This window comes from Streptomyces poriticola, from assembly GCF_036689765.1.
In the GTDB taxonomy this organism is placed as follows: domain Bacteria; phylum Actinomycetota; class Actinomycetes; order Streptomycetales; family Streptomycetaceae; genus Streptomyces; species Streptomyces poriticola.
Genome location: NZ_JBAGKH010000004.1, coordinates 1 through 23306, shown reverse-complemented (window position 1 = coordinate 23306; position 23306 = coordinate 1). Strand labels below are relative to the sequence as shown.

Annotated in this window: 9 protein-coding genes and 3 pseudogenes; 11 read left to right on the top strand and 1 reads right to left on the bottom strand. The window is 73.0% G+C overall.

Annotation, left to right across the window (positions count from 1 at the left end):
• Positions 1-30: 30 nt before the first annotated feature.
• The 4 genes and pseudogenes from V5O46_RS07720 to V5O46_RS07715 form a co-directional block, all read left to right on the top strand.
• Positions 31-1884 (top strand): WD40 repeat domain-containing protein, encoded by a 1854-nt coding sequence (locus V5O46_RS07720; protein ID WP_332883717.1) that lies wholly within the window; start codon positions 31-33, stop codon positions 1882-1884.
• Between the two features lie 81 nt (positions 1885-1965).
• Positions 1966-2154: pseudogene (locus V5O46_RS31840) on the top strand (transposase); the annotation flags it as partial.
• A gap of 199 nt (positions 2155-2353) precedes the next feature.
• Positions 2354-2593: a hypothetical protein gene (locus V5O46_RS31835; RefSeq protein ID WP_408648950.1), complete on the top strand. Its 240-nt coding sequence runs from the start codon at positions 2354-2356 to the stop codon at positions 2591-2593.
• Positions 2506-2769: pseudogene (locus tag V5O46_RS07715) on the top strand (transposase); the annotation flags it as partial. The gene V5O46_RS31835 and the pseudogene V5O46_RS07715, both read left to right, overlap by 88 nt.
• A gap of 97 nt (positions 2770-2866) precedes the next feature.
• On the opposite strand, the gene V5O46_RS07710 reads toward V5O46_RS07715, so the two are convergent.
• The gene (locus V5O46_RS07710) at positions 2867-3799 is read right to left on the bottom strand and encodes a helix-turn-helix domain-containing protein (protein ID WP_332883715.1); all 933 of its coding nucleotides are present in this window, start codon (positions 3797-3799) and stop codon (positions 2867-2869) included.
• A 110-nt stretch (positions 3800-3909) separates the two neighbouring features.
• Here V5O46_RS07710 and V5O46_RS07705 point away from each other — a divergent pair, with 110 nt between their 5' ends.
• The 7 genes and pseudogenes from V5O46_RS07705 to V5O46_RS07680 form a co-directional block, all read left to right on the top strand.
• The gene (locus V5O46_RS07705) at positions 3910-4152 is read left to right on the top strand and encodes a hypothetical protein (protein WP_332883714.1); all 243 of its coding nucleotides are present in this window, start codon (positions 3910-3912) and stop codon (positions 4150-4152) included.
• Positions 4153-4168: 16 nt separating this feature from the next.
• On the top strand, positions 4169-4435 hold the full coding sequence (locus V5O46_RS31830) for an integrase core domain-containing protein (protein ID WP_408648937.1): 267 nt from the start codon (positions 4169-4171) through the stop codon (positions 4433-4435).
• 379 nt (positions 4436-4814) lie between these two features.
• On the top strand, positions 4815-5645 hold the full coding sequence (locus V5O46_RS07700; RefSeq protein ID WP_332883713.1) for a phenylalanine 4-monooxygenase: 831 nt from the start codon (positions 4815-4817) through the stop codon (positions 5643-5645).
• Positions 5642-6982, top strand: coding sequence for a lysine N(6)-hydroxylase/L-ornithine N(5)-oxygenase family protein (locus V5O46_RS07695; RefSeq protein ID WP_332883712.1), 1341 nt, complete (start codon positions 5642-5644; stop codon positions 6980-6982). The genes V5O46_RS07700 and V5O46_RS07695 overlap by 4 nt, the downstream gene beginning before the upstream one ends.
• A gap of 1 nt (position 6983) precedes the next feature.
• The gene (locus V5O46_RS07690) at positions 6984-7679 is read left to right on the top strand and encodes an FMN-binding negative transcriptional regulator (protein WP_332883711.1); all 696 of its coding nucleotides are present in this window, start codon (positions 6984-6986) and stop codon (positions 7677-7679) included.
• Positions 7676-18502: an amino acid adenylation domain-containing protein gene (locus tag V5O46_RS07685; RefSeq protein WP_332883710.1), complete on the top strand. Its 10827-nt coding sequence runs from the start codon at positions 7676-7678 to the stop codon at positions 18500-18502. The genes V5O46_RS07690 and V5O46_RS07685 overlap by 4 nt, the downstream gene beginning before the upstream one ends.
• 52 nt (positions 18503-18554) lie before the next feature.
• Positions 18555-23306: pseudogene (locus V5O46_RS07680) on the top strand (beta-ketoacyl synthase N-terminal-like domain-containing protein); the annotation flags it as partial.

Here is a 23306-nt window from a genome sequence, read left to right as displayed (position 1 = left end):
GCGGGGCGTCGGCTGTCTATAGTGCCTGTCATGTCTGGTGATCTACGTGAGAGTGGTTCGGGCACCGTGCCGACCGGGGCAGGAGTGTGGTGGACCGACACGGGATTGCTTGTCGATGGAAGCCCCGAGCAGGTACGAGGACTGCTGGAATCGGCCTCGGACTACGGGGCCCGGCTGGTGGCGGCGGTGTACCGGGCGTCTGCGCACATTCGCTCCAATGCCGGTCCTGGCGTCCGGCGGCAGCTGTTGGCTTTGGATGCGGCGCGCTTCGGCGAGCCGGAGTTGTCCGAGCGGATCAATCGGGTCGTGTGTGACGTACCTGCGGCTCGATGGTCCGTGAGCTGGGCAACCGGGTCCGGTGTCGACCATCGGCTGCGGCGTGTTCTGACCGGCCATGACGGCGGAGTCCTCGCTCTGGACACCCTGGTGGTCGAAGATCGCCCGCTCCTCGTCACAACCGGGCGGGACCGGACCGCACGGGTGTGGGATCTCCTCACGGGCGAGCAGATCAGTACTCCTCTCACCGGCCATGCCGACTGGGTGGAAGCCGTCGAGGCGGTGGTGACCGACGAGCGCCCCCTCATCGTCACCGGCAGCCGTGACGGTACGGTGCGGGTATGGGACCTGGCCACCCATGAACAGGTGGGTCTCCCACTCGTTGGCCACACCGGTGCAGTACACGCGGTGGCGACGACCGTGCTCGACGGACGTACCCTCGTGGCCAGTGGCGGGGAGGACGGGACCATCCGGCTCTGGGACATCGTGACCCGCGAGCAGGTAGCCGGGCCTCTTCGCGACAGGGACCGGCCGGGGCCAGTACGTGCACTGGCAACGGTGACGGTCGACGGCCGTCCCATCGTCATCAGCGGTGGTCACGGCAAAGACGGCAACACGGTTTTCTGGGACCTCTCCATCGGAAGGAGAGCCGGCTGGGCCCTTGGCGCCGACCTCCCGGATTGGGCCACTCGCGCCGGGGCGAACAGGGTGCTGGCGGTGGCCGCGTCGGTGATCGATGGCCGCCCTGTCGCAGTCACCGGGAACCAATATGCCGAACTCGAGACGTGGGACCTGGCCACAGGTGTGGAGGTCGGCGACGCTCTCAGTGACAGCGACTCGGTCGTGCGGTCGGTGACGACGGGAACGGTCGACGGACGGGTTCTCGCCCTTGCAGGCAGCCCGGGCGGGGCCGTCGCGATGTGGGATCTGGCCGGGCGGAAGCAAATGGGGAAGCCCCTTACCGGCCATACAGGAACGGTCCACGCATTGGCGATCACGGAGGTCGACGGCACCACAGTCGCTCTGAGCGGCAGCGACGACGGGACGGTCCGGATGTACGACCTGACCGCGCAGGGCGCGGCGGTCGGGGCACCCGTCACCGGCCACACCGGAATGGTGCGCGAAGTGGCGGTGTCGATGGTTGACGGGCGTGCCCTGGCCATGGCGACCAACGCGTACGGGTACCCAGAGGATGACAGCGACGAGGACTACGACTGGCGGGCGTGGGATCTCGCGACCGGACAACAAGTCGTAGTCCCGGCAGACCCTCACCAGGCTGAGGCAACCGCAAAGGTGGACGGCCGCGCGATTACCGTAACTGTCGGTGAGCAAGGGGCGGCGGAGGTCCGGGACACGGTCAGCGGCAACAAGATCGGCTGGCTGCCTGTCACGCAGGTACGTGCGGTGGCGACGACAGTCCTCGATGGGTGCCCGCTGGCCGTCACGGGCGGTGACGACGGGGTGGTGCGAGCGTGGGACCTGACCACCTGGCAACAGGCCGAGCCTGACTTGGTGTTCCCAGCACCGGTACGGGCCCTCGCGACGGGGCCGAAGCGCGAACTGGTGGTGGGTTTCGGCGCGGACGTCGCCGTGCTGACACTGCGTTGATGAGGGGTCTGAGCTGCACCCCGTTTCGTGGAGTCCCTGAAGCCAGGCTTGTGATCCTGGTCTGAAGGAGAACCACGAGCTGTGCCAGCACCACGTAAGTACCCGGACGAGCTCCGCGAGCGGGCCGTCCGCGAGGTCCGCACCACCGGCCGCCCGGTCGCGCATGTCGCCCGGGACCTCGGCATCCACACTGAACCCCTGCGGCAGTGGGTGCGCCAGGCCGAGGCCGGCACCGGCGAACGCGACGACCGGCTGACCACCGCCGAACGCGACCAGCTGAAAGCAACTTTGCAAAGAGAACGCGGAGTTGAAGCGGGCGAACGAGATCCTGAAAGCCGCGAGCGTGTTTCTTGCCCAGGAGATCGGCCGTCCCCGGACGAGGCCGAGCAAGTGATCGACCACCTGCGCGTCCGGGGCCACCTACGGGGCCCGGCGGATCACCCGCGCCCTGCGGCGCAGGGGCGTCGGGGTGGCCCGGTGCACCATCGAGCGGCTGATGCGCGAGCTGGGCATCGAGGGCGTCATCCGCGGCCGGCGGCGTCGCACCACGTGCCCGAGCCGTCGGCGCCCCGCCCGCCCGGAAACCTGGTCGACCGCGATTTCACCGCCTCGCGGCCGGACCAGTTGTGGGTGGCGGACCCGACGTATGTCCGCACCTGGTCGGGCTGGGCGTACGTGGCGTTCGTCCTGGACGTGTACTCGCGGATGATCGTCGGCTGGCAGGTCGCGAACCACATGAGGACCGAACTCCCGCTGGACGCCTTGGAGACGGCCCTGTGGAGACAGAGGATCAAGAAGGACTCCGGCCTCATTCACCACAGCGACCGCGGGTCGCAATACGTATCAATCTGGCAGAGCCAGGAGCAAACCGCGCAGTCCGCCTGAAACAAGATCACCGGACTCTACGAAACTCGGGGCGGCTCACGAGTGCGGTGTGTCCCCATCGATGTCTCGGAACACAGCACACCCGCGTCCGTGATGCTCAGCGGGCCCTTCGCAGGGCTTGAACGAGCCACGTGTACACAGGGACCAGGCCCGGTACCACCTGCCATCCGTTGACGATCCACACCAGCCGCCAGTACTCGTCCACGCGGAGGTCATGGCCCGCTTCGAACTGCTGGGCCATCCACTCCCGGAATTCCGCGTCGGGGACGCGTGCGAACGCTTCGGCGAATCGCTGGACGAGGTCGTCGACGATGGGCGCGGCCTCGTCGCCGAGCGGGTCGATGCCGGACGCCCTGGCCTCCTCGAGCTTCTGACGGGTGAACGCCATCAGTTCGTCGCCGGCTTCGGTCTCGATGTCGAGCGTGCGCTGATGGGCCTGGTAGCTGGCTGTCCGGCGCATACGGGCCCGGAAGTCCTCGTCGCGGATCAGCTCGGTGAGCTGCACCCAGGCGGCGACCTGGTCGGTGGACGGATCGTCGGGAAGATCAGGTGTGGCGGAGCGAACCATGGCCACCGCAGACGGGTCGGCGCTCTCCTTGCCGAAGGTGCCATCGATGAAGTCATCGATCAGACGTCGGCGTTCCTCGCCGGACAGCTGCGTGAGCTGATGCATGAGTTTGGTCTCCCTGGGACTGGAACCGGATCTGGCCACAGCTCGCAGGACACTCCGACGCAGGTGCAGCGTCTGGATCTGGACGTCTACGGCATCGGCATGCGCCGAGGCGACTTCCGCCACCGTGAGTTCCCGATTCAGCACGCGCTGGATCGTGGTGAGGTCGATCCCCAACTCGCGCAGTGTGCGCACAAGTTCGAGACGGAACAACGCGTCGTGGTCGTACAGCCGGTATCCGGCGGGGGTTCGGTCGGTCGGCGCGACCACCTCCGAGTCGGAGTAGAACCGGATGGTACTCACTGACAAGCCGGTCCGCCGGGAAAGTTCCCCGATCGAGTAGAGAGTCGTGCCGTCCATGTCTGCGACTCTAATGTCTCCAGTCACTGGAGAGTCCAGGCCGGCTTGACTCCTTCGTGACGGGCCGTCGGCGGAGTCGGCCCCCGCCGAGCTCGCCGGCATCGTGCCCGGTGCCCACCGGCAGGCACTGCATCAACCACGGCGGCCACCGGCAGCTGAACGCCGCGATCTGCCGCACCGTCATCGTCCGTATGCGCTTCCACCAGCCCACGATCGACCGCGTCGCCCGCCGTACCGCCGAAGGCAGGACGAAGGAGATCATCCGCTGCCTCAAGTGCTACGTCATCCGTGAGGTCCGCCACCTGATTCGACCCGCCCCACGTACGACGGCCGCCGCGAGTCGACAACTGTAGGAGCGTCAACGCGTGCATGGAGTCGACGATCGGCCTGTTCAAGACCGAAGTCGTCGAACCCCAGCGGCAGTGGAAGACGCTCTGGCACGTCGAGGCCGCCACCGTCGAGTGGGTCGACTGGTACAACCACCGCCGACTCCACGGTGAGTCAGGAACTCCCGGGAGCTGTGGGGCCCGGCGCCCACCCGACGCGACAGCCGGAACCGCGGCCTGCCCGGACACCGAGAACAGGCGCCACCACAAGCGAAAGAGGGTCCGTCAGCAAGCTGACGGACCCTCATGAAAGGTCGGGGCCGGCGATCTGGGACGCACCCGAACGCGCCGTCTGGACCTGGGGCATCACCGACAGCCCGCTCCTGCCAAGAACGTGAAGCCTCCCTGCCCGAGCCGACGGTGTTCAGCCGCTCCGCGTACCGGGCGGCCATGGCACCTCCGGGGTCAAGGAAGACCCTGGTTCCGGCGGGTGCGGGTGACGATATTTTCCGGGTGAGTCCACTCAAAAGGGTCCATAGGGGGTGCGTAGAAAACTCTTGCGAGTGCCGCGGGTGGCTTGTAGGGTCCTAATGAATCGGCTGGACGGGGGAAGGCTGATGCGGGCGTCCGAACCAAATTAATTTCGGACAGCGACCGCTGCCTTCCGTCGATGGAAGTAGGGAAAGTTCATGGAAATCGGCTCGGGTGCACCCGAATTAGCCGCGTCGTCGGCGTATCGGCAGCGGCGTGACGAAATCGCCGCAAACGCTGCCACCTATGTGCCCGGTGAGCCCATTCCAGAGGTTGAGTACACGGACGCCGAGCACGCTCTGTGGCGCCTGGTTTCGGAGCGGCTCGCGGACCGGCACCGGCACCTGGCGGCGCCGGAGTTCAACGAAGCGGCGGAGCGGCTCGGGTTGGGCAGCGACGGCGTCCCACAGTTACATGAGGTGTCCGACCGGCTCGACCAGCTGACCGGATTCCGCCTCCGCCCCGCGTCCGGCGTGGTTCCCTTCGCCCTGTTCTGTGGCTCTCTGGCCGACGGGTACTTCCACTCCACCCAGTACCTCCGCGACAGCGTGACGCCCTTCTACTCGACGGAGCCGGACATCCTGCACGAGGTCATCGGGCACGGCAGCGCCCTGGCCGACGACCGGTTCGCCAACCTGTACCGCCTGGCCGGCGAGGCCGTGCGCAGGGTGGAGTCCGAGGACGCTGTCCAGTTCATCGCCAAGACCTTCTGGTTCACGCTCGAATGCGGCCTGCTGGACTCCGCCGACGGGCCCCGGGCCTACGGCGCCAGCATCGTCTCCTCCTACGGCGAGCTGGAGCACTTCCGTTCCGCGGAGATCCGCCCGCTGGACATCGCCGACATGACCCACGTCGACTACGACATAACCCAATACCAGACCACCCTTTACAGTGCGCGTTCCCTCACGCATCTGGAGGATGTCGCGGGTGAATTCTGGGCGTCCTGCGACGGTACATCCATTGAAAAACTCCTGGTGGTTGATATATGACCCGGCGCGCACTGCGATCATCCGCTGCGAAGCAGAGCCCGGAATCAGAAGTACTGGACGTCACCGGAATCGGATTCGGAGCCGCAAATCTCGCCCTGGCGGTGGCGCTCCATGAATCCGGAGCCGCCGGACAGGCCGTTTTCCTGGAGAAGCAGAAGGAATTTGGCTGGCATCGGGGGATGCTCCTCGAGGGCTCCTCGCTCCAGGTGTCCTTTCTCAAGGACATCGCCACGATGCGCAATCCCACCAGTGATTTCGGCTTCCTTTCCTATCTGCAGGAGAAGGGCCGGCTGGTCGACTTCATCAACCAGCACACCCTGCTGCCCTCCAGGATCGAGTACCACGACTACCTCCAGTGGGCCGCCGACCGGCTGAACCACCTGGTCGAGTACGGCGTGGAGGCCACCGGCGTGCGGCCGGTGACCGAAGCCGGTGAGGTCGTCGCGCTCGAAGTGCTCGCCGGGGACCGGGTAGTCGCCCGGACCAGGAACCTCGTCCTCGCCTCCGGCCTGCGCCCCCAGTTGCCCGAGGGCGCCGAGACCGGCGAACGCGTCTGGCACAGCTCCCAGTTGCTGCACCGGCTGCCCGCGTTCGACGAACGCCCGCCCCGCCGGGCCGTCGTGGTCGGCGCCGGCCAGAGCGCGGCCGAGGTCGCCGCGCACCTCATGGACCGCTACCCGCAGGCCGAGGTGTGCGCGGTGTTCGCCCGCTATGGCTACAGCGTCGCCGACTCCAGCCCGTTCGCCAACCGCGTCTTCGACCCGGCCGCCGTGGACGACTTCTACCTCGCCCCGCCCGAGGTCAAACAGGCCATCATGCGCTACCACGGCGGCACCAACTACGCCGTCGTCGACGAGGACGTCCTCCAGGGCCTCTACCGCCGCCAGTACGAGCAGAAGGTGTCCGGCACCCCGCGGCTGCGGCTGATGAACGCCTCCCGCCTGGTGTCCGTCGAACCCCGCGAGGAATCCGCCGCCGTACGCGTGGAGTTCCTGCCCACGGGTGAACACACCGACCTGGACGCCGACCTGGTCGTGTACGCAACCGGGTACGACTCCACCGACCCGGCCGAACTGCTCGGCGGCGTCTCCGACGCCCTCCGCCGGGACGAGGCGGGGGAGTTGCTGATCGGCCGCGACTACCGGCTCAGCACCACCGGGGACTTCCGGTGCGGCATCTACGTCCAGGGCGCCACCGAGGCGACTCACGGCATCGCCTCCACCCTGCTGTCCATGGTGGCGGTCCGCGCGGGCGAGATCGCCCAGTCGATCACCGGCGGCCGGCGTGACCCGGACCGCTCCACCGGAAGCAAGGCAGTAGCGGGGAACAGGGGCTGAAGTGTACGAACGTCCGCTGTACCGCGAGAACCGCGACGGCGTCGTCCTGGCGTTTCTCCGACACAACCCACTGGCACTGGTCGTCACCTCGCACGACGACGTCCCGGTGGCCACCCACGCGCCGGTGCTGTTCCGGCACGGACCCGACGGCGTTGACGCCGAGGCCGTCGCCGCGGGCACCGTCCCGCTCACCGGCTCCACCCTGATCGGCCACATGAACGTCGAGAACCCGCAGTGGCGCCGGATGCGCTCCGGCGACCGGGCGCTCATCGTCTTCCAGGGCCCGCACGGCTATGTCTCGCCGATGGTCTACGAGGTCACGCCCGCGGCCCCCACCTGGGACTACACCGCCGTCCACGTGACCGGCACGATGGAGCCCACCGCCGACCCCACCGCCGTGCTGGACATCGTCTCCGACACCGCCCGGCGGCTGGAGTCCGGCTTCGGGCGCGGCTGGGACCAGGAGTCCTCCCTCGACTACTTCCGCAAGATCGCGCCCGGCGTGGGCGCCTTTACCCTGCGGGTCGAGTCCGTGCAGACGATTTTCAAGCTCAGCCAGGAGAAGGCTGCCCCGACGCGGCGGCGCGTGGTCGAGCAGTTCGAAGCAAGCGAGTCCGCCACCCACCGCGCACTGGCCAGCATGATGCGCGACCGCGGACTCACCGAGGCCGACGAGGAGCGGGAGACAGCCGGATGACGCAGGGGAGCTCGCGACGGCCGGGACTGGACTCGGCACTGAACCGACTCCGGGAGCGCACGGCGAGGACCGGCACGACACCGGCGGGCATCACCAGGGTCCCCCGGGACCAGCCGCTGGAGCTGTCGTTCGCCCAGCAGCGGCTGTGGTTCCTCGACCGGCTGATGCCGGACAGCGCCTTCTACAACTTCGGCACCGCCGTGCGCGTCCGCGGCCCGCTCGGCGTCGGCCTGCTGGCCCGGGCGCTGAGCTGTGTCGTCGCCCGTCACGAGACCCTGCGCACCGTCTTCACCGACCACGAGGGCGTGGCCGGTGCCGTCGTCCTGCCGCCGGAGCCGGTGCCCGTCCCCGTGACCGACGCTGCGGACGAGGCCGACGCCGAGCGGCTGGCCGGCGAGGAGGCCGCGCGCCCCTTCGACCTCACCAAGGGCCCCCTGCTCCGCGCCCGCCTGCTGCGGCTCGCCGACGACGACCATGTCTTGCTGCTGACGGTGCACCACATCGCCACCGACGGCTGGTCGCACGGCCTGCTGTGGGCCGAGCTGACCGCGGCCTACACCGCCCTGGCCGACGGCCGGCAGCCCGCGCTGCCGGAACTGCCGGTGCAGTACGCCGACTTCGCCGCCTGGCAGCGCCGTACCCTGCCGCCCGCCGTGCTGGAGCGGCGGCTGGCGTACTGGCACGACCGGCTGGCCGGCCTGCCCCCGCTGGACCTGCCGCTCGACCGGCCCCGCCCGGCCGTTGCCTCCGCCGAGGGCGACGTCGTCACCTGGCGGCTGCCGGCGGACGCCGTCGCCGCCGCCCGGGCCGTCGCCGCACGGCAGGGCGCGACCCTGCACACGACCCTGCTGGCCGCGTTCAGCGCGGTCCTCGGGCAGCACGCCCGTACCGAGGACGTCGCCGTCGCCCAGCCGGTCGCCGGCCGACCCCTGGCCGAGGTCGAGCAACTCATCGGGTTCTTCGTCAACACCGTCGTCACCCGCACCGACCTCGGCGGCGACCCCACCTTCGCGGAACTCGTCGAACGCGTCCGCGCCGCCTCGGTGGACGAGATGGCCCACCAGGACGTGCCGTTCGAGTACCTGGTGGAGCGGCTGGTCCCCGAGCGCGACCTGTCCCGCAACCCGCTCGCCCAGGTCGTCTTCCAGTACGTGCCCCGGCCCGCCGCGCGCCCTGCGCCGTTCCCCGGCACCACCGCCGAACCCTTCGCGGGCAACCGCGCCTTCACCCGCATGGACCTGGAGGTCTACCTCGGCGAGGACGCCGAGGGCGGCGTCGAGGGGCTGATCAACTACAGCCGCGCCCTGTTCGACCGGGAGACCGTCGAGCGGCTGGCCCGCCACCTGACGGCCCTGCTGAGCGCCGCCTGCTCCGAGCCGGACCGGCCGCTGTCCCGGCTGACGATGACCGACGCCGACGAGGACGCGGCCCTGGACCGGGCCGCCCGGGGCACCGACGTACCGCTGCCCGAGGCCTCGCTGCCCGAGTTGTTCGCCGCCCAGGCCGCCCGCACCCCGGACGCCGTCGCCGTGGTCGACGGGACGGAGCACCTCACCTACGCCCAGCTGGACCGCGCCGCCAACCGGCTCGCCCACGTCCTGATCGGCCACGGAGCCGGACCCGAGAGCGTCGTCGCGCAGGCGATCGAACGCTCCGCCCACCTGGTCGTCGCCGTGCTCGCGGTCCTCAAGGCCGGTGGCGCCTATCTGCCGCTCGACGCCCGCAACCCGGCCGCCCGGACCCGCGCCGTCCTCGCCGACACCGGTGCCGCGCTGCTGCTGACCGACGGTGGTCCCGCACCCGCCGGCACCGAGCACCTGCCGGTCGTGGACCTGCGCGCCGTGCCCGACACAGCCCCCGACACGGCTCCGCCGAGCACCGTCGGCCCGGACGGCCTGGCGTACGTGATGTCCACCTCCGGTTCCACCGGCACCCCCAAGGCCGTCGCCACGACCCACCGCGCCGTGGCCGCCCTCGCCCTCCACCGGCGCTGGTCCGGCGGCGCCCACGAACGGGTCCTGCTGCACTCCCCGCAGGCGTTCGACGCCTCCACCTACGAACTGTGGTCCCCGCTGCTGTCCGGCCGCCGCGTCGTCGTGGCCCCGCCCGGCGCCCTCGGACCCGCCGCCCTCGCCCGTGTCATCGCCGACCAGGGCGTCACCGCGCTGTGGCTGACCTCCGGCCTCTTCGACCTCGTGGCCGAGGAGGACGTCACCTGCCTGGCCGGCGTCCGCGAACTCGTCGTCGGCGGCGACACCGTGTCCCCGGCGACCGTGGCCCGCGTGCGCGGCGCCCACCCGGACCTGACGGTCGTCAACGGCTACGGCCCCACCGAGACCACCACCTTCGCCACCCTCCACCCGATCGCGCCGGCCGACCCGGCCCCCGGCGGCCGGGTGCCCATCGGCATCCCCCTGGACAACACCCGCGCCCACGTCCTCGACCACCGGCTGCGGCCCGTCCCGTTCGGCGTGCCCGGCGAACTGTACGTCGGCGGCCCGCGCCTGGCCCGCGGCTACGCCGGCCGGCCGGCGGCCACCGCCGAGCGCTTCCTGCCCGACCCGTTCGGACCGGCGGGCAGCCGCATGTACCGCACCGGCGACGTGGTGCGCCGCCGCCCCGACGGCGTCCTGGAGTTCCTCGGCCGCGCCGACGACCAGGCGAAGCTGCGCGGCCTCCGGGTCGAGCCCGGCGAGGTCGAGGCCGTCCTGGCCGCCCACCCCGCCGTCGCGCACGCCGCCGTCGTGGTGCGCGGCGACGGTCCAGCCGGCAAGCGGCTCGTCGCCCATGTCGTCCCGCGCGCCGGCCACACCACCGACACCGCCGCCCTGCGCGCCCACGCCGCGGCGGCCCTGCCCGACTACCTGGTGCCCTCGGCGTTCGTCCTCGCCGACGCGCTGCCGCTGACCGCCACCGGCAAGGTCGACCGTGCCGCGCTGCCCGCCCCGGCGGAGACGGCGGACGCCGGTCTGGCCGCCCCGCGCACCGACGCCGAGCGGGCGCTGTGCGAGATCTTCGCCGAGCTGCTCGACGCCGACGCGTTCGGCGCCGAGGACGACTTCTTCGTGCGCGGCGGTCACTCGCTGCTCGCCACCCGCCTCGTCGCCCGAATCGCCCGCTCGTTCGGCACCGAGATCCCGCTGCGCGAGGTGTTCGAGCACCGCACCCCGCGGGCCCTGGCGGCGGTGGTCACCGGCGCCGCGCTCCCGGCCGACCCGGCGCCGCCGCTGGTGCCCGCGGACCGCGACCGGCCGCTGCCGCTGTCCTTCGCCCAGCAGCGGATGTGGTTCCTGGACCAGCTCGCCCCCGGCAGCGCCTCGTACACCTCCGGCGGAGCCCTGCGCGTGCGCGGACCGCTGGACCCCGAGCGGCTGGCCGACGCCCTGTCGGCGGTCGTCGCCCGGCACGAGACCCTGCGCACCACCTTCACGGTCGCCGACGGCGTGCCCGCCGCGGTCATCGGCGCCGCCGCCCCGGTCGCCCTGCGGGTCGTCGACGTACCCGACGCCGACGCGGCACGGGCCGCGGCCTCCGACGAGCTGTCCACCGGGTTCGACCTGACGCGGGGCCCGCTGCTGCGCGCCACGCTGCTCCGGCTCGCCCCCGACGACCACGTCCTCGTCGTCGCCATGCACCACATCGCGACCGACGGCTGGTCCCAGGCCCTGCTGTGGGCCGAGATCGCCGCCGCGTACGACGGCACCCCGCTGCCCGAACTGCCCGTCCAGTACGGCGACCACGCCGTCTGGCAGCGGTCCTGGCTGACCGGTGAGGTGCTGGAGCGCCGGGCCGGCTACTGGACCGACCGGCTGGCCGGCCTCGCCCCGCTGGAACTGCCGCTGGACAAGGCCCGGCCCGCCGTCGCCACCGGCCGGGCGGGCACCCTGCCCTGGCAGCTGCCCGCCGACGTGATCCGGGACGCCCGGGCCGTCGCCGCCCGCGAGGGCGCCACGCTCTACATGGTCCTCCTGGCCGCGTTCACCCTCGTCCTGTCCCGGTACGCCCGCACGGAGGACGTCGCCGTAGGCTCGCCGATGGCCGGCCGGACCCGCGCCGAGACCGAGGCGCTGATCGGCTTCTTCGTCAACGTCGTGGCCGTCCGCACCGACCTGTCCGGCGACCCGAGCTTCCGGGAGCTCCTGGGCCGGGTAAGGGAGTCGGTGGTCGGCGCCGTCGAGCACCAGGACGTCCCCTTCGAGCACCTGGTGGAACGGCTGCGTCCCGAGCGCGACCTGTCCCGCAACCCGCTCGTGCAGGTGGCGTTCCAGCTGCTCACCGACGCGCCCCGGCGGCCCTGGTGGCAGGGCGCCCAGGCCGAGCCGTTCGACATCGACCACGCGTACACCCGGATGGACCTGGAGGTGCACGCAGTCGAGACCGGCGACGAGGTCGGTGCGACCGTCCTGTACGCGGCCGACCTGTTCGACGCCGACACCGTCCGCCAACTGATGCACCACGTGTCAGTGGTCCTCGGCGAGGTGCTCGCCGACCCCGAGCGGCCGGTGTCCGCGGCGACCATGCTCGACGAGACCGACCGGCACCGCACCCTGGTCGCCTGGAACGACACGGCCGCACCGCTGCCGGACGGCTCCGTGCCCCGGCTCTTCGCCGGGCAGGCCGCCCGCACCCCCGACGCCGTCGCCCTGATCTGCGGCGACGAGCGGGTCACCTACGCCGAACTGGATCGGCGGGCCAACCGCTTCGCCCACCTCCTGCTCGCCCGCGGCGTCGCCCCCGACGAGCCGGTCGGCGTGGCCACCGGACGCTCCACCGGCATGGTCGTGGCCGTACTGGGCGTGCTCAAGGCGGGCGCCGCCTACGTGCCGCTCGACCCGCGCAACCCCCCGGGCCGCACCGAGCGGATCGTCGCCACCTCCGGGCTGCGCGTCGTCGTCGCCGACCGCCCGGTGCCCGGCATCGACGGGCTCACCGTGCTCGACGTCACCGACCCAGGTCCCGGCCCCGACACCGACCCCGGCCTCGACCCGCACCCCGACACCACGGCGTACGTCATCTACACCTCCGGCTCCAGCGGCGAGCCCAAGGGCGTGGCCGTCACCCACCGCAACGTCGTCGTGCTGGCCGCCGACCGCCGCTGGAACAACGGCAACCACGAACGGGTGCTGCTGCACTACCCGCTGGCCACCGACATCTCCACCTATGAGCTGTGGCCGTTTCTGCTGGCAGGCAAGCAGATCGTCATCGCCTCGGACGAACACGTCGAACCGCGGACGTTCGACCGGCTCGTCCGCGCGCACGGCGTCACCGCCATGTGCCTGCCTGCACCCCTCTTCAGCCTGCTCGCCGAGGAGTGCATGGAGTGCTTCGGCGGCCTGCGTGAGGTCCTCACCGGCGGCGAGGCCGTGTCCGGCGAGACCGTCGCCCAGGTGATGGCCGCCCACCCGCACCTCACCGTGGTCGACGCCTACGGGCCCACCGAGGCGACCGCGTTCACCACCCTGTTCCCGATGGAGCCCGGCTTCCGGCTCGCCGGCTCCCGGGTGCCCATCGGTGCACCGATCGACAACACCCGGGTGTACGTCCTCGACGACACCCTCCGCCCGGCGCCGCTCGGCGTGGCCGGTGAACTCGTCGTCGCCGGGCCCCGGGTGGCCCGCGGCTACCTGGGCCGGCCCGACCTGACCGCCGAGAAGTTCGTGCCCGACCCGTGGGGCGGACCCGGCCACCGGATGTACCGCACCGGCGACGTCGTACGGTGGCTGCCCGGCGGCGCGCTGGAGTTCCTCGGCCGAGCCGACGTCCAGGTCAAGATCCGCGGCTTCCGGGTGGAGCCCGGCGAGGTCGAGGCCGCGCTGCTGCGGCACTCCGCGGTCTCGCAGGTCACCGTCGCCGTGCGCGAGGACATCCCCGGCGACAAGCGCCTGGTGGCCTACCTGGTGCTGGAACCGGGCGCCGACGAGAGCGTGCTGCCCGCGCTGCGCGCCCACGCAGCCGGCGCCGTACCGGACTACATGGTGCCGTCCGCGTTCGTCGCGCTCGACGCGTTCCCGCTGTCCACCACCGGCAAGATCGACCGCCGGTCCCTGCCCGCGCCCGACACCCGCTCGGTCACCGAGAGCGGATACGTGCCGCCCGCGACCGAGGCGGAGCGGGTGCTGTGCGAGATCTTCGCCGAGGTGCTGGACGTCCACCCGGTGGGCGTCGACGACGACTTCTTCGCGCTGGGAGGGCACTCGCTGCTGGCCACCCGCGCCATCGCCCGGATCCGCGCCCGCTTCGGACCCGAGGCACCCCTCCAGGCGGTGTTCGAACGGCGCAGCCCGCGCCGGCTGGCCGAGACCCTCGGTGAGCCCGGCACCGTCACCGACGAGATCCGGCCCGCCCCCCGCACCGGCCCGCTGCCGCTGTCGTCCTCCCAGCGCCGTCTGTGGTTCCTGGACCGGCTCACCCCGGACAGCGGCTTCTGGAACGTCGCGATGGGCGTCCGCGCCCGCGGCCCGCTCGACGTCGATGCCCTCGGCCGCGCCCTGTCCCTGGTGGTCGCCCGGCACGAGGTGCTGCGCACGGTCTTCGCGGCCGACGGCGGCGACCCGGTGGCCGTCGTCCGCCCCGCGACCCCGCTCCGCCTGGAAGTCACGGAGGTCGCCGACGAGGCCGAGGCGCGCACCCTGGCCGAGGCGGACGCCGCACGCCCCTTCGACCTGGGCCACGGCCCGCTGCTGCGCGCCCATGTGCTGCGGCTGGCGCCCGAGGATCACGCCGTCCTGATCACCGCGCACCACGCGGTCACCGACGGCTGGTCGCACGCCGTCTTCTGGGGCGAGCTGGCCGAGGCCTACCGTGCCGAACTCGCCGGACAGGACGCTGACCTGCCTGGCCTGCCCGTCCAGTACGGCGACTTCGCCGTCTGGCAGCAGAGCCGTCTCACCGGTGCCGAACTGGAGCGGCACCTGGCCTACTGGCGGACCAGGCTCGTCGGACTGCGCCCCCTGGAACTCCCGCTGGACCGGCCCCGGCCCGCGGTCGCCGGATCGGCGGGCGCCTCCCAGCCGTGGGAGCTGCCCGGGGACCTGGTCCGGGCCGCCCGCGCCTTCGGCGACACCGAGGGCGCCACCCTTTACATGACGCTGCTGACCGCCTTCACCGTGGTCCTGGCCCGGTTCGCCGGCACCGAGGACGTTGCCGTCGGCGCCCCCGTGGCGGGCCGTACCCGCCCCGAGGTGGAGCGGCTGATCGGCTTCTTCGTCAATATGCTGGTGCTGCGCACCGACGTCTCCGGCGACCCGACCTTCCGCGACCTGTTGGGCCGGGTGCGCGAGACGGTGGTGGGCGCCATGGACCACCAGGACCTGCCCTTCGAGCACCTGGTGGAGACCCTGGCACCCGAGCGGGACCTGTCCCGCAACCCGCTGGTCCAGGTGGTCTTCCAGCTGATGCGGGCGCCCGGGGACAAGGGCGACCGCCTTGGCGCCGCCCACGTGGAACCACTGCTGGACGACCACGCCTTCACCCGCGTCGACCTCGAAGTGCACCTCACCGAGGACGGCGACCGGGTGCGCGGCACCGTGCTGCACTCCACCGCGCTGTTCGAGGCGGAGACGGTCCGCCGCCTGCTGCATCACCTCACGGTGCTGCTGCGCGCGGCCCTCGCCGCCCCGGACGCGCCGCTGTCCACGCTCTCGCTGCTGGACGACGACGACCGGCACCTGCTGCTGGAGCGGTGGAACGACACCGCCCTCCCGTACCGGGACGTCTCGCTCGCGGAGCTGTTCGCCGAGCAGGTCGCCCGCACCCCCGACGCCCGCGCCGTGGAGTGCGAGGACGACGTCCTCACCTACGCCGGACTGGACCACGAGGCCGAGCGGATCGCCGCCGGGCTGCGGGCCCAGGGGGTACGGCCGGACGACCTCATCGGCCTCTGCCTGGAGCGCGGCACCGTGCAGATGGCCGGTCTGATCGGCATCCTCAAGGCCGGCGCCGCCTATGTGCCGATCGACCCGAGTCACCCCCGGGACCGGATCCGGCACATCGTCGATGACGCCCGGATGACCGTAGCCGTCACCGACCGGGCCCACGCGGACGTCTTCGCCGAGGGCACCGCCCTCGTCCTCGTGGACGCCCCGGCCGAGCAGGAGCCGCCCGCGGCAACGGCCGCCGGGCGACCCGGCCCCGACTCCCTCGCCTACGTCGTCTACACCTCCGGCTCCACCGGCGTACCCAAGGGCATCGCCATGCCCGTCCGGTGTGTGGTCAACATGCTCGCCTGGCAGAAGAAGGCGGTACCGGGCGGACCCGGCACGCGCACCGCCCAGTTCACCGCCCTCACCTTCGACGTGCATGTGCAGGAGGTGCTCTCCGCGCTCCTGTACGGCGAGACGCTGGTCATCCCCACCGAGGAGACCCGCCGCGACCCGGCCCGCTTCGCCCGCTGGCTCGACGAACGGGCCGTCGAGCAGATCTTCGTGCCCAACCTGATGATCCGCGCGCTTGCCGAAGAGGCCGGCGCCGGCCGGGCCCGGCTCACCTCGCTGCGGCACATCTCCCAGGCGGGCGAGCCGCTGACGCTCGACACCGTGCTGCGCGAGTTCTGCGCCGCCCGGCCCCATCTGCGTCTGCACAACCACTACGGCTCCACCGAGATCCAGGTCGTCACCTCCTCCACCCTGTCCGGTGACGTCGCCGACTGGCCCCGGACCGCACACCTGGGCGAGCCGGTCGACAACTCCCGCGCCTACGTCCTGGACGACCGGCTGCGGCCGGTCCCCGTGGGCGTGGCCGGCGAACTCTGCTTCGCCGGCCCCGGACTCGCCCGCGGCTACGTCGGCAAGCCGGAACTGACGGCGCAGAAGTTCGTGCCCGACCCGTTCGGCACGCCCGGCTCCCGCCTCTACCGCACCGGAGACCTGGGCCGTTGGCGGCCCGACGGCAGCCTGGAGTACCTGGGCCGGCTCGACCACCAGGTCAAGATCCGGGGCTTCCGGGTGGAGCTGGGCGAGGTCGAGGCCGTCCTGCTGCGGCACCCCGAGGTCACCCGCGCCGTCGTCGTCGCCCGCGAGGACGCCCCCGGCGTCAAGCGGCTCGTCGGCTACGTCGTGCCCGTCCCCGGTACCGACGGAGGGCTGCCCGCCCGGCTGCGCGCCCACCTGGCCGACGCCGTACCGGACTACATGGTGCCATCGGCGCTCGTCGTGCTGGACGCGTTCCCGCTGACCACCACCGGCAAGGTCGACCGGGCCGCGCTGCCCGCCCCGGACCTGCGCACCACGCTCGACACCGGCTTCACCGCACCCCGTACCGGTGCGGAGCAGGCGCTGTGCGAGGTGTTCGCCGAGGTGCTGGAGACCGGCAGGGTCGGTATCGACGACGACTTCTTCGCGCTCGGCGGACACTCGCTGGTCGCGGCCCGCACGGTCGCCCGAATCCGCGAGGTGCTGGGCGCCGAGGTGTCCCTGCGGGAGCTGTTCCAGCACCGCACCCCGCGCGCGCTCGCCGAGGTCGTCGCCGTGGCCCCGCGCACGGCCGTACCGCCCCTGGTGCCGGTGTCCCGGCAGGAGCCCCTGCCGCTGTCGCTGGGCCAGCTGCGGCTGTGGCGGCTGCACGAGGCCGACCCCGGCAACCCGGTCTGGACGATCCCGCTGGCCGTACGGATCACCGGCGAACTGGACGCGGACCTGCTGGGCCGCGCCCTGACCGTGGTCGTCCGCCGGCACGAGGCGCTGCGCACGGTCTTCGTGCCCGGCGACGAGCCGACGTCGGTGATCCTGCCCGCCACGGACATCGTGCTGGACCCGGTGGACGTGGCCGACGAGACCGCCGCCCGCGCCCTGGCCGACGAGGCCGCGGCCCGGCCGTTCGACCTCGTCCTGGGACCGGTGCTGCGGCCCGCCCTGCTGCGGATCGCCCCCGACGACCACGTCCTTCTGCTGACCGTGCATCACATCGCCACCGACGGCTGGTCCCAGGGCGTGCTCTGGACCGAACTGTCCAGCGTCTACGCGGCACTGCGCGAGAACCGTCCGTCCGAGCTGCCCGAACTACCCGTCCAGTACGGCGACTTCGCCGCGTGGCAGCGGTCCTGGCTGACCGGAGCCGCGCTCGACGCCCAGCTCGACCACTGGCGCCGCCGGCTGGACGGGCTGCGGCCCCTCGCCCTGCCGGGCGTCCCGGCCGACGCGGCCCACGACGACACCGGCGTGCTGACCGAGTGGCGGCTGCCCGCCGGCCTGGTCGCCACTGCCCGCCGGGTCGGCGCCGAGCACGACGCCACCCTCTACATGACCCTGCTGGCCGCGTTCACGGCCACGCTCGCCCGCTGGGCGGGCACGGACGACCTCGCCGTCGGCTCCCCGGTGGCGGGCCGCACCCGGGCCGAGGTCGAGGGGCTGATCGGCTTCTTCGCCAACTTCGTGCCCCTGCGCGTCGACCTCTCCGGCGACCCGTCCTTCGCCGGCCTGCTGGAGCGGGTCCGGGACACCGCCGTCGACGCCTACGCCCACCAGGCCCTGCCCTGGGAACGCGTCGTCGAGGGCCTCGGCCTGGACCCCGAACAGCCACTGGTCGACGTCGTGTTCCAGCTCGTCAACGTCGAACTGGGCGAACTCGGCCTGCCCGGCGCCCGCGTCGAACAGTTCACGGGTCAACAGGCCTACGCCCGCTGGCACCTTGAGGTGCACCTGGTCGAGGACCCCGACGGCGGCCTCACCGGACACGTCGTACACCGCGCCGCCGCCCTCGACCGACGCGTCGTGGACAGCCTGCTGGCCGGCACCACCGCGCTGCTGCAGGCCGCACTCGCCGAACCCGGGCTGCCCGTCTCCGTACTGCACGCCCCGGACCCGCTGGAGGGGACCATCCATGACTGAGCCGCTGACCGACCCGAAGGCCGCTCAGCCGCCCGCGCTCACGCACCGGCTCGCCGGTCTGCCCGAACCCGAGCGCCGGCGCGTCGTCCTGGACCTGGTCCTGACACAGGTCGCGGAGGTGCTCGACCTCGGCACCGCCGCCGACGTACCGCCGGACCGGGCGATCCGGGAACTCGGACTGCGCTCGCTGACCGCCGTACAACTGCTGCTGCGGCTCAGCCGCAGCACCGGCGTGAAGCTGCCCACCACCGCCATCTACGACCACCCCACCGCCCGCGCCCTCGCGGACGCCCTGGTCGACGCCGCCTCCGGCCGGCACGTCCGGCTCGCCGAGGACGACGAGCCCGTACAGCGCGCGGCCGACGACGACCCGGTCGCCGTGGTCGGCATGGCCTGCCGCTTCCCGGGCGGTGTGACCACCCCCGACGAGCTGTGGCGGCTCGTGCTCGAGGAGCGCGACGCCATCACGCCGTTCCCCGCCGACCGCGGCTGGGACCTCGCCGCCCTCGCCGACCCGGACGGCCCCTCGGCCAGCCGCACCCGGCACGGCGGATTCCTCGACGACGTCGCCCTGTTCGACGCCGGCTTCTTCGGCGTCAGCCCGCGCGAGGCCCAGCTGATGGACCCCCAGCAGCGGCTGCTGCTGGAGACCAGCTGGGAGGCGCTGGAGCGGGCCGGTGTCGCACCCGGCTCCTGGCGGGGCGGACGCGTCGGGGTGTTCGTCGGCGCCAACGCCCAGTCCTACTCCTCGCTGCTCGCCGGCATCCCGGAGGGCGGCGACGGGCACGCTCTGACCGGCCGCCTGGCCAGCGTGGTGGCCGGCCGCATCTCCTACGTCCTCGGCCTGGAAGGCCCCGCCTTCACGGTGGACACCGCCTGCTCGTCCTCCCTCGTCGCCCTGCACCAGGCGGTGCGGTCGCTGCGCTCGGGCGAGAGCACCCTCGCGCTGGCCGGCGGTGTGACCGTCATGCCGACGCCGGAACTGTTCGTCGACTTCACCAAGCAGGGCGGCCTGTCCGAGGACGGCCGCTGCCGCTCGTACGCCAAGGCCGCCGACGGACTCGGCTGGTCCGAGGGCGTCGGCATGCTCCTGTTGGAGCGGCTCTCCGACGCCCGGCGAAGCGGCCACCCGGTGCTCGCCCTGCTGCCCGGCACCGCCATCAACCAGGACGGCGCCTCCAACGGCCTCACCGCGCCGAGCGGCGCCGCCCAGCAGCGCGTGGTCCGGCGGGCACTGGCCGACGCCGGACTGCGTCCCGCCGACGTGGACGCCGTGGAGGGCCATGGCACCGGCACCACCCTGGGCGACCCCATCGAGGCCCAGGCACTCCTCTCCTCCTACGGCCAGGACCGCGACCGGCCGCTGTGGCTGGGCTCGCTGAAGTCCAACCTCGGCCACGCCCAGGCCGCCGCCGGCGTCGGCGGAGTGATCAAGATGGTGCTCGCGCTCCAGCACGGACTGCTCCCGAAGACGCTGCACGTCGACGAGCCCACCCCGCACGTGGACTGGGTGTCCGGCGACGTACGGCTGCTGACCGAGGCCCGCCCGTGGCCCCGGGGCGAGCGTCCCCGCAGGGCCGGCGTGTCCTCGTTCGGCGTCAGCGGCACCAACGCCCATGTGATCGTGGCGGAAGCGCCCGAACCCGAGGAAGCGGCGGCGCCGCCGGCCGGTGCGGTCCCCGTGCCCTGGCAGCTGTCCGCGCGCACCGAGGCCGCGCTGCTCGAACAGGCCGCCCGGCTGCGCGAGTTCGTCGCCGCCGACCCCGGCCTTGAGCCCGCCTCCGTCGGGGTCACCCTGGCCACCCGCCGCACCGCGTTCGAGCACCGCGCCGCCGTCGTGGGCCAGGGCCGCGCCGAACTGCTCGCCGCGCTCGACGTGCTCGCCGCGGGCGGCGCCGACCCGGCCGTCGTCCGTGGCACCGCCGGAGCCGACGGCAGCGTCGTCTTCGTCTTCGCCGGTCAGGGCGGACAGTGGCTCGGCATGGGCGTGGAACTGCTCGACACCCACCCGGTGTTCGCCGCGCGCATGGCCGAGTGCGAGCGCGCCCTCGCCCCCTACCTGGACTGGTCGGTCGTGGACGTGCTGCGCGGTGCCGAGGACGCGCCGCCGCTGAGCCGCGTCGACGTGGTGCAGCCGGTGCTGTTCGCGCTCATGGTCTCGCTGGCCGCGGTGTGGCGCTCCCACGGCGTCGTGCCGGCGGCCGTGGTCGGCCACTCCCAGGGCGAGATCGCCGCCGCCTGCGTCGCCGGCGCCCTCACCCTGGACGACGCCGCGAAGATCGTCGCGCTGCGCGCCAAGGCCGTCGCCGACCTGCCCGGCCGCTGCGGCATGGCCTTCGTCGCCGCCCCCGCCGCGGACGTCGAGCGGATGCTGGAGCGCTGGCCCGGCCGGCTCGGCATCGCCGCCGCCAACAGCCCCCGCTCGCTGGTCGTCGCGGGCGACCGCGATGCCCTGGAGGAGCTGCTCGACCTCTGCGACGACGAGGGGCTGCGCGCCGGCCGCGTCGCCGCCGACTACGCCTCACACTCCCCGCAGGTGGAGGCCGTACGGCAGCGGCTGCTCGCCGACCTCAAGGGCATCCGCCCCCTGGACGGCGACGTGCCCCTCTACTCCACCGTCACCGCCGACTGGATCGACGGCAGCGAACTGGGCGCCCGCTACTGGTACCGCAACCTGCGCGAGCCCGTGCTCTTCCAGAACGCGATCAGCGGTCTGCTCGCCGCCGGCCATCACGGCTTCGTGGAGATCAGCCCGCACCCCGTGCTCACGGTCGCCATGCAGCAGACCGCCGAGGCAGCAGGCACCGAACTGCGGGTCGCCGCCACCCTGCGCCGCGACGAGAGCGACCGGCTGCGCTTCACCACCGCACTGGCCGAGGTGGCCGCCGGCGGCGTGCCGGTCGACTGGCGCCCCCTGTTCGACGCCGCCGGCGCCCGCCCGGTCGAACTGCCCACCTACCCCTTCCAGCGCGAGCGCTACTGGCTCACCCCCCAGGCCGCCGGCGCCGGCGACCTGACCGCCGTCGGCCTCACCGCCGGCGGGCATCCGCTGCTCGGCGCCGAGGCCGAACTCCCCGACGAGGACGGCCTGCTCCTCACCGGCCGGATCAGCCCCGAGACGCACCCCTGGCTGACCGAGCACACCGTGCTGGGTACCGCCCTGCTGCCCGGCACCGCCGTCCTGGAGATGGTGGCCCACGCCGGCCACCGGCTCGACCGCGCCCAGGTCGAGGAGCTGACCCTGGCCGCGCCCGTCGGCGTTCCCGCCGACGGCCTGACCCTGCGCGTCACCGTGCACGGCGCCGACGGGTCCGGCCGCCGCACGGTCGCCGTCCACTCCCGCTCCGACGACGGCTGGACCCGGCACGCCACGGGCGTCCTGGCACCGGCCGAGCCGGCGGAGCCCGTGACCGGCGCGTGGCCCCCGGCGGGCGCGGAGCCGGTCCCGGTGGACGGCGTGTACGACCGTTTCGCCGCCCGCGGCTACGGCTACGGGCCCGCCTTCCGGGGCCTGCGCGCCCTGTGGCGCCGGGACACCGAGGTCTACGCCGAGGTCGAACTCCCCGACAGCGTCGACACCACCGGCCATCTCGTGCACCCGGCGCTGCTCGACGCCGTCACCCAGGCCGTGCCCGCCGCCGAGCCCGAGGACGCGCCCCTGCTGCTGCCGTTCACCTGGACCGGCGTGACCGTGCACCCCGGCCCGGCCCGGGTCCTGCGGGTGCGCGCCGCCCGGGAGAGCGCCGACACGCTGCGCCTCACCGCGACCGACCGCGAGGGCCGGCTCGTCGTGGAGCTGGCCGCGCTGCGGCTGCGGCCCGCGTCGGCCGGGCAGCTCCGCGCCGTGGCCGCCGCCGGCACCCGCGACGCCCGGTTCCGCGTGACCTGGCAGGCCCCCGACGCCGAGGCACCCGCCGCCGCGCGCTGCGCCGTCCTGGGCGACGGACCGGAGGGCCTCACCGCGCCCCCGAGCACCACCCTCGCCGACATCGACGCCGGCGCGGTGGACCTCGTCCTCGCCCCCGTCACCACCGGAGCCGACGCGGTCGCCGCCACCCACCGGGCCACCGCCCAGGTGCTGGAGCTGCTGCGCGACTGGCTCGCCGAAGAGCGGTACAGCCACGCCCGGCTCGCGATCGTCACCCGGAACGCCGTCGCCGTCCGGCCCGGCGAGGAACCCGACCCGGCCGCCGCCGCGGTCTGGGGTCTGGTGCGCTCCGCGCAGACCGAGCACCCCGACCGGTTCCTGCTCGTCGACACCGACGGCACACCCGCCTCCCTCGGTGCGGTGCCGGCCGTCGGCGACGAGCCGCAGACCGCGCTCCGCGACGGCGAACGCCTCGTCGCCCGGCTGACCCGGGCCCCCGAGACCGCGCTGCGCCCGCCCGTCGGCTCCGACGCCTGGCGTGTCGACGTGGTGCAGCCCGGCAGCATCGACGGTGTCGACGCCGTCGCCGCTCCCGACGCCACCGCCCCCCTGGCACCCGGCCAGGTGCGCATCGCCGTCCGCGCGGCGGGCCTGAACTTCCGCGATGTGCTGTGCGCGCTCGACATGTACCCGGACGAGGTCGACGCGATCGGCTCCGAGGCCGCGGGTACCGTGGTCGAGGTCGCCCCGGACGTCACCGACCTCGCCGTCGGCGACCGTGTCCTCGGCATGGTGCCGGGCGGCTTCGGCACCCTCGCGGTGGTGGACCGGCGGCTCGTGGTGCCCGTCCCCGCCGGCTGGTCCTGGGTCCGCGCCGCGGCCCTGCCGTCCGTGTTCGCCACCGCCCGCTACGCACTCGTCGACCTCGCCGGAGTC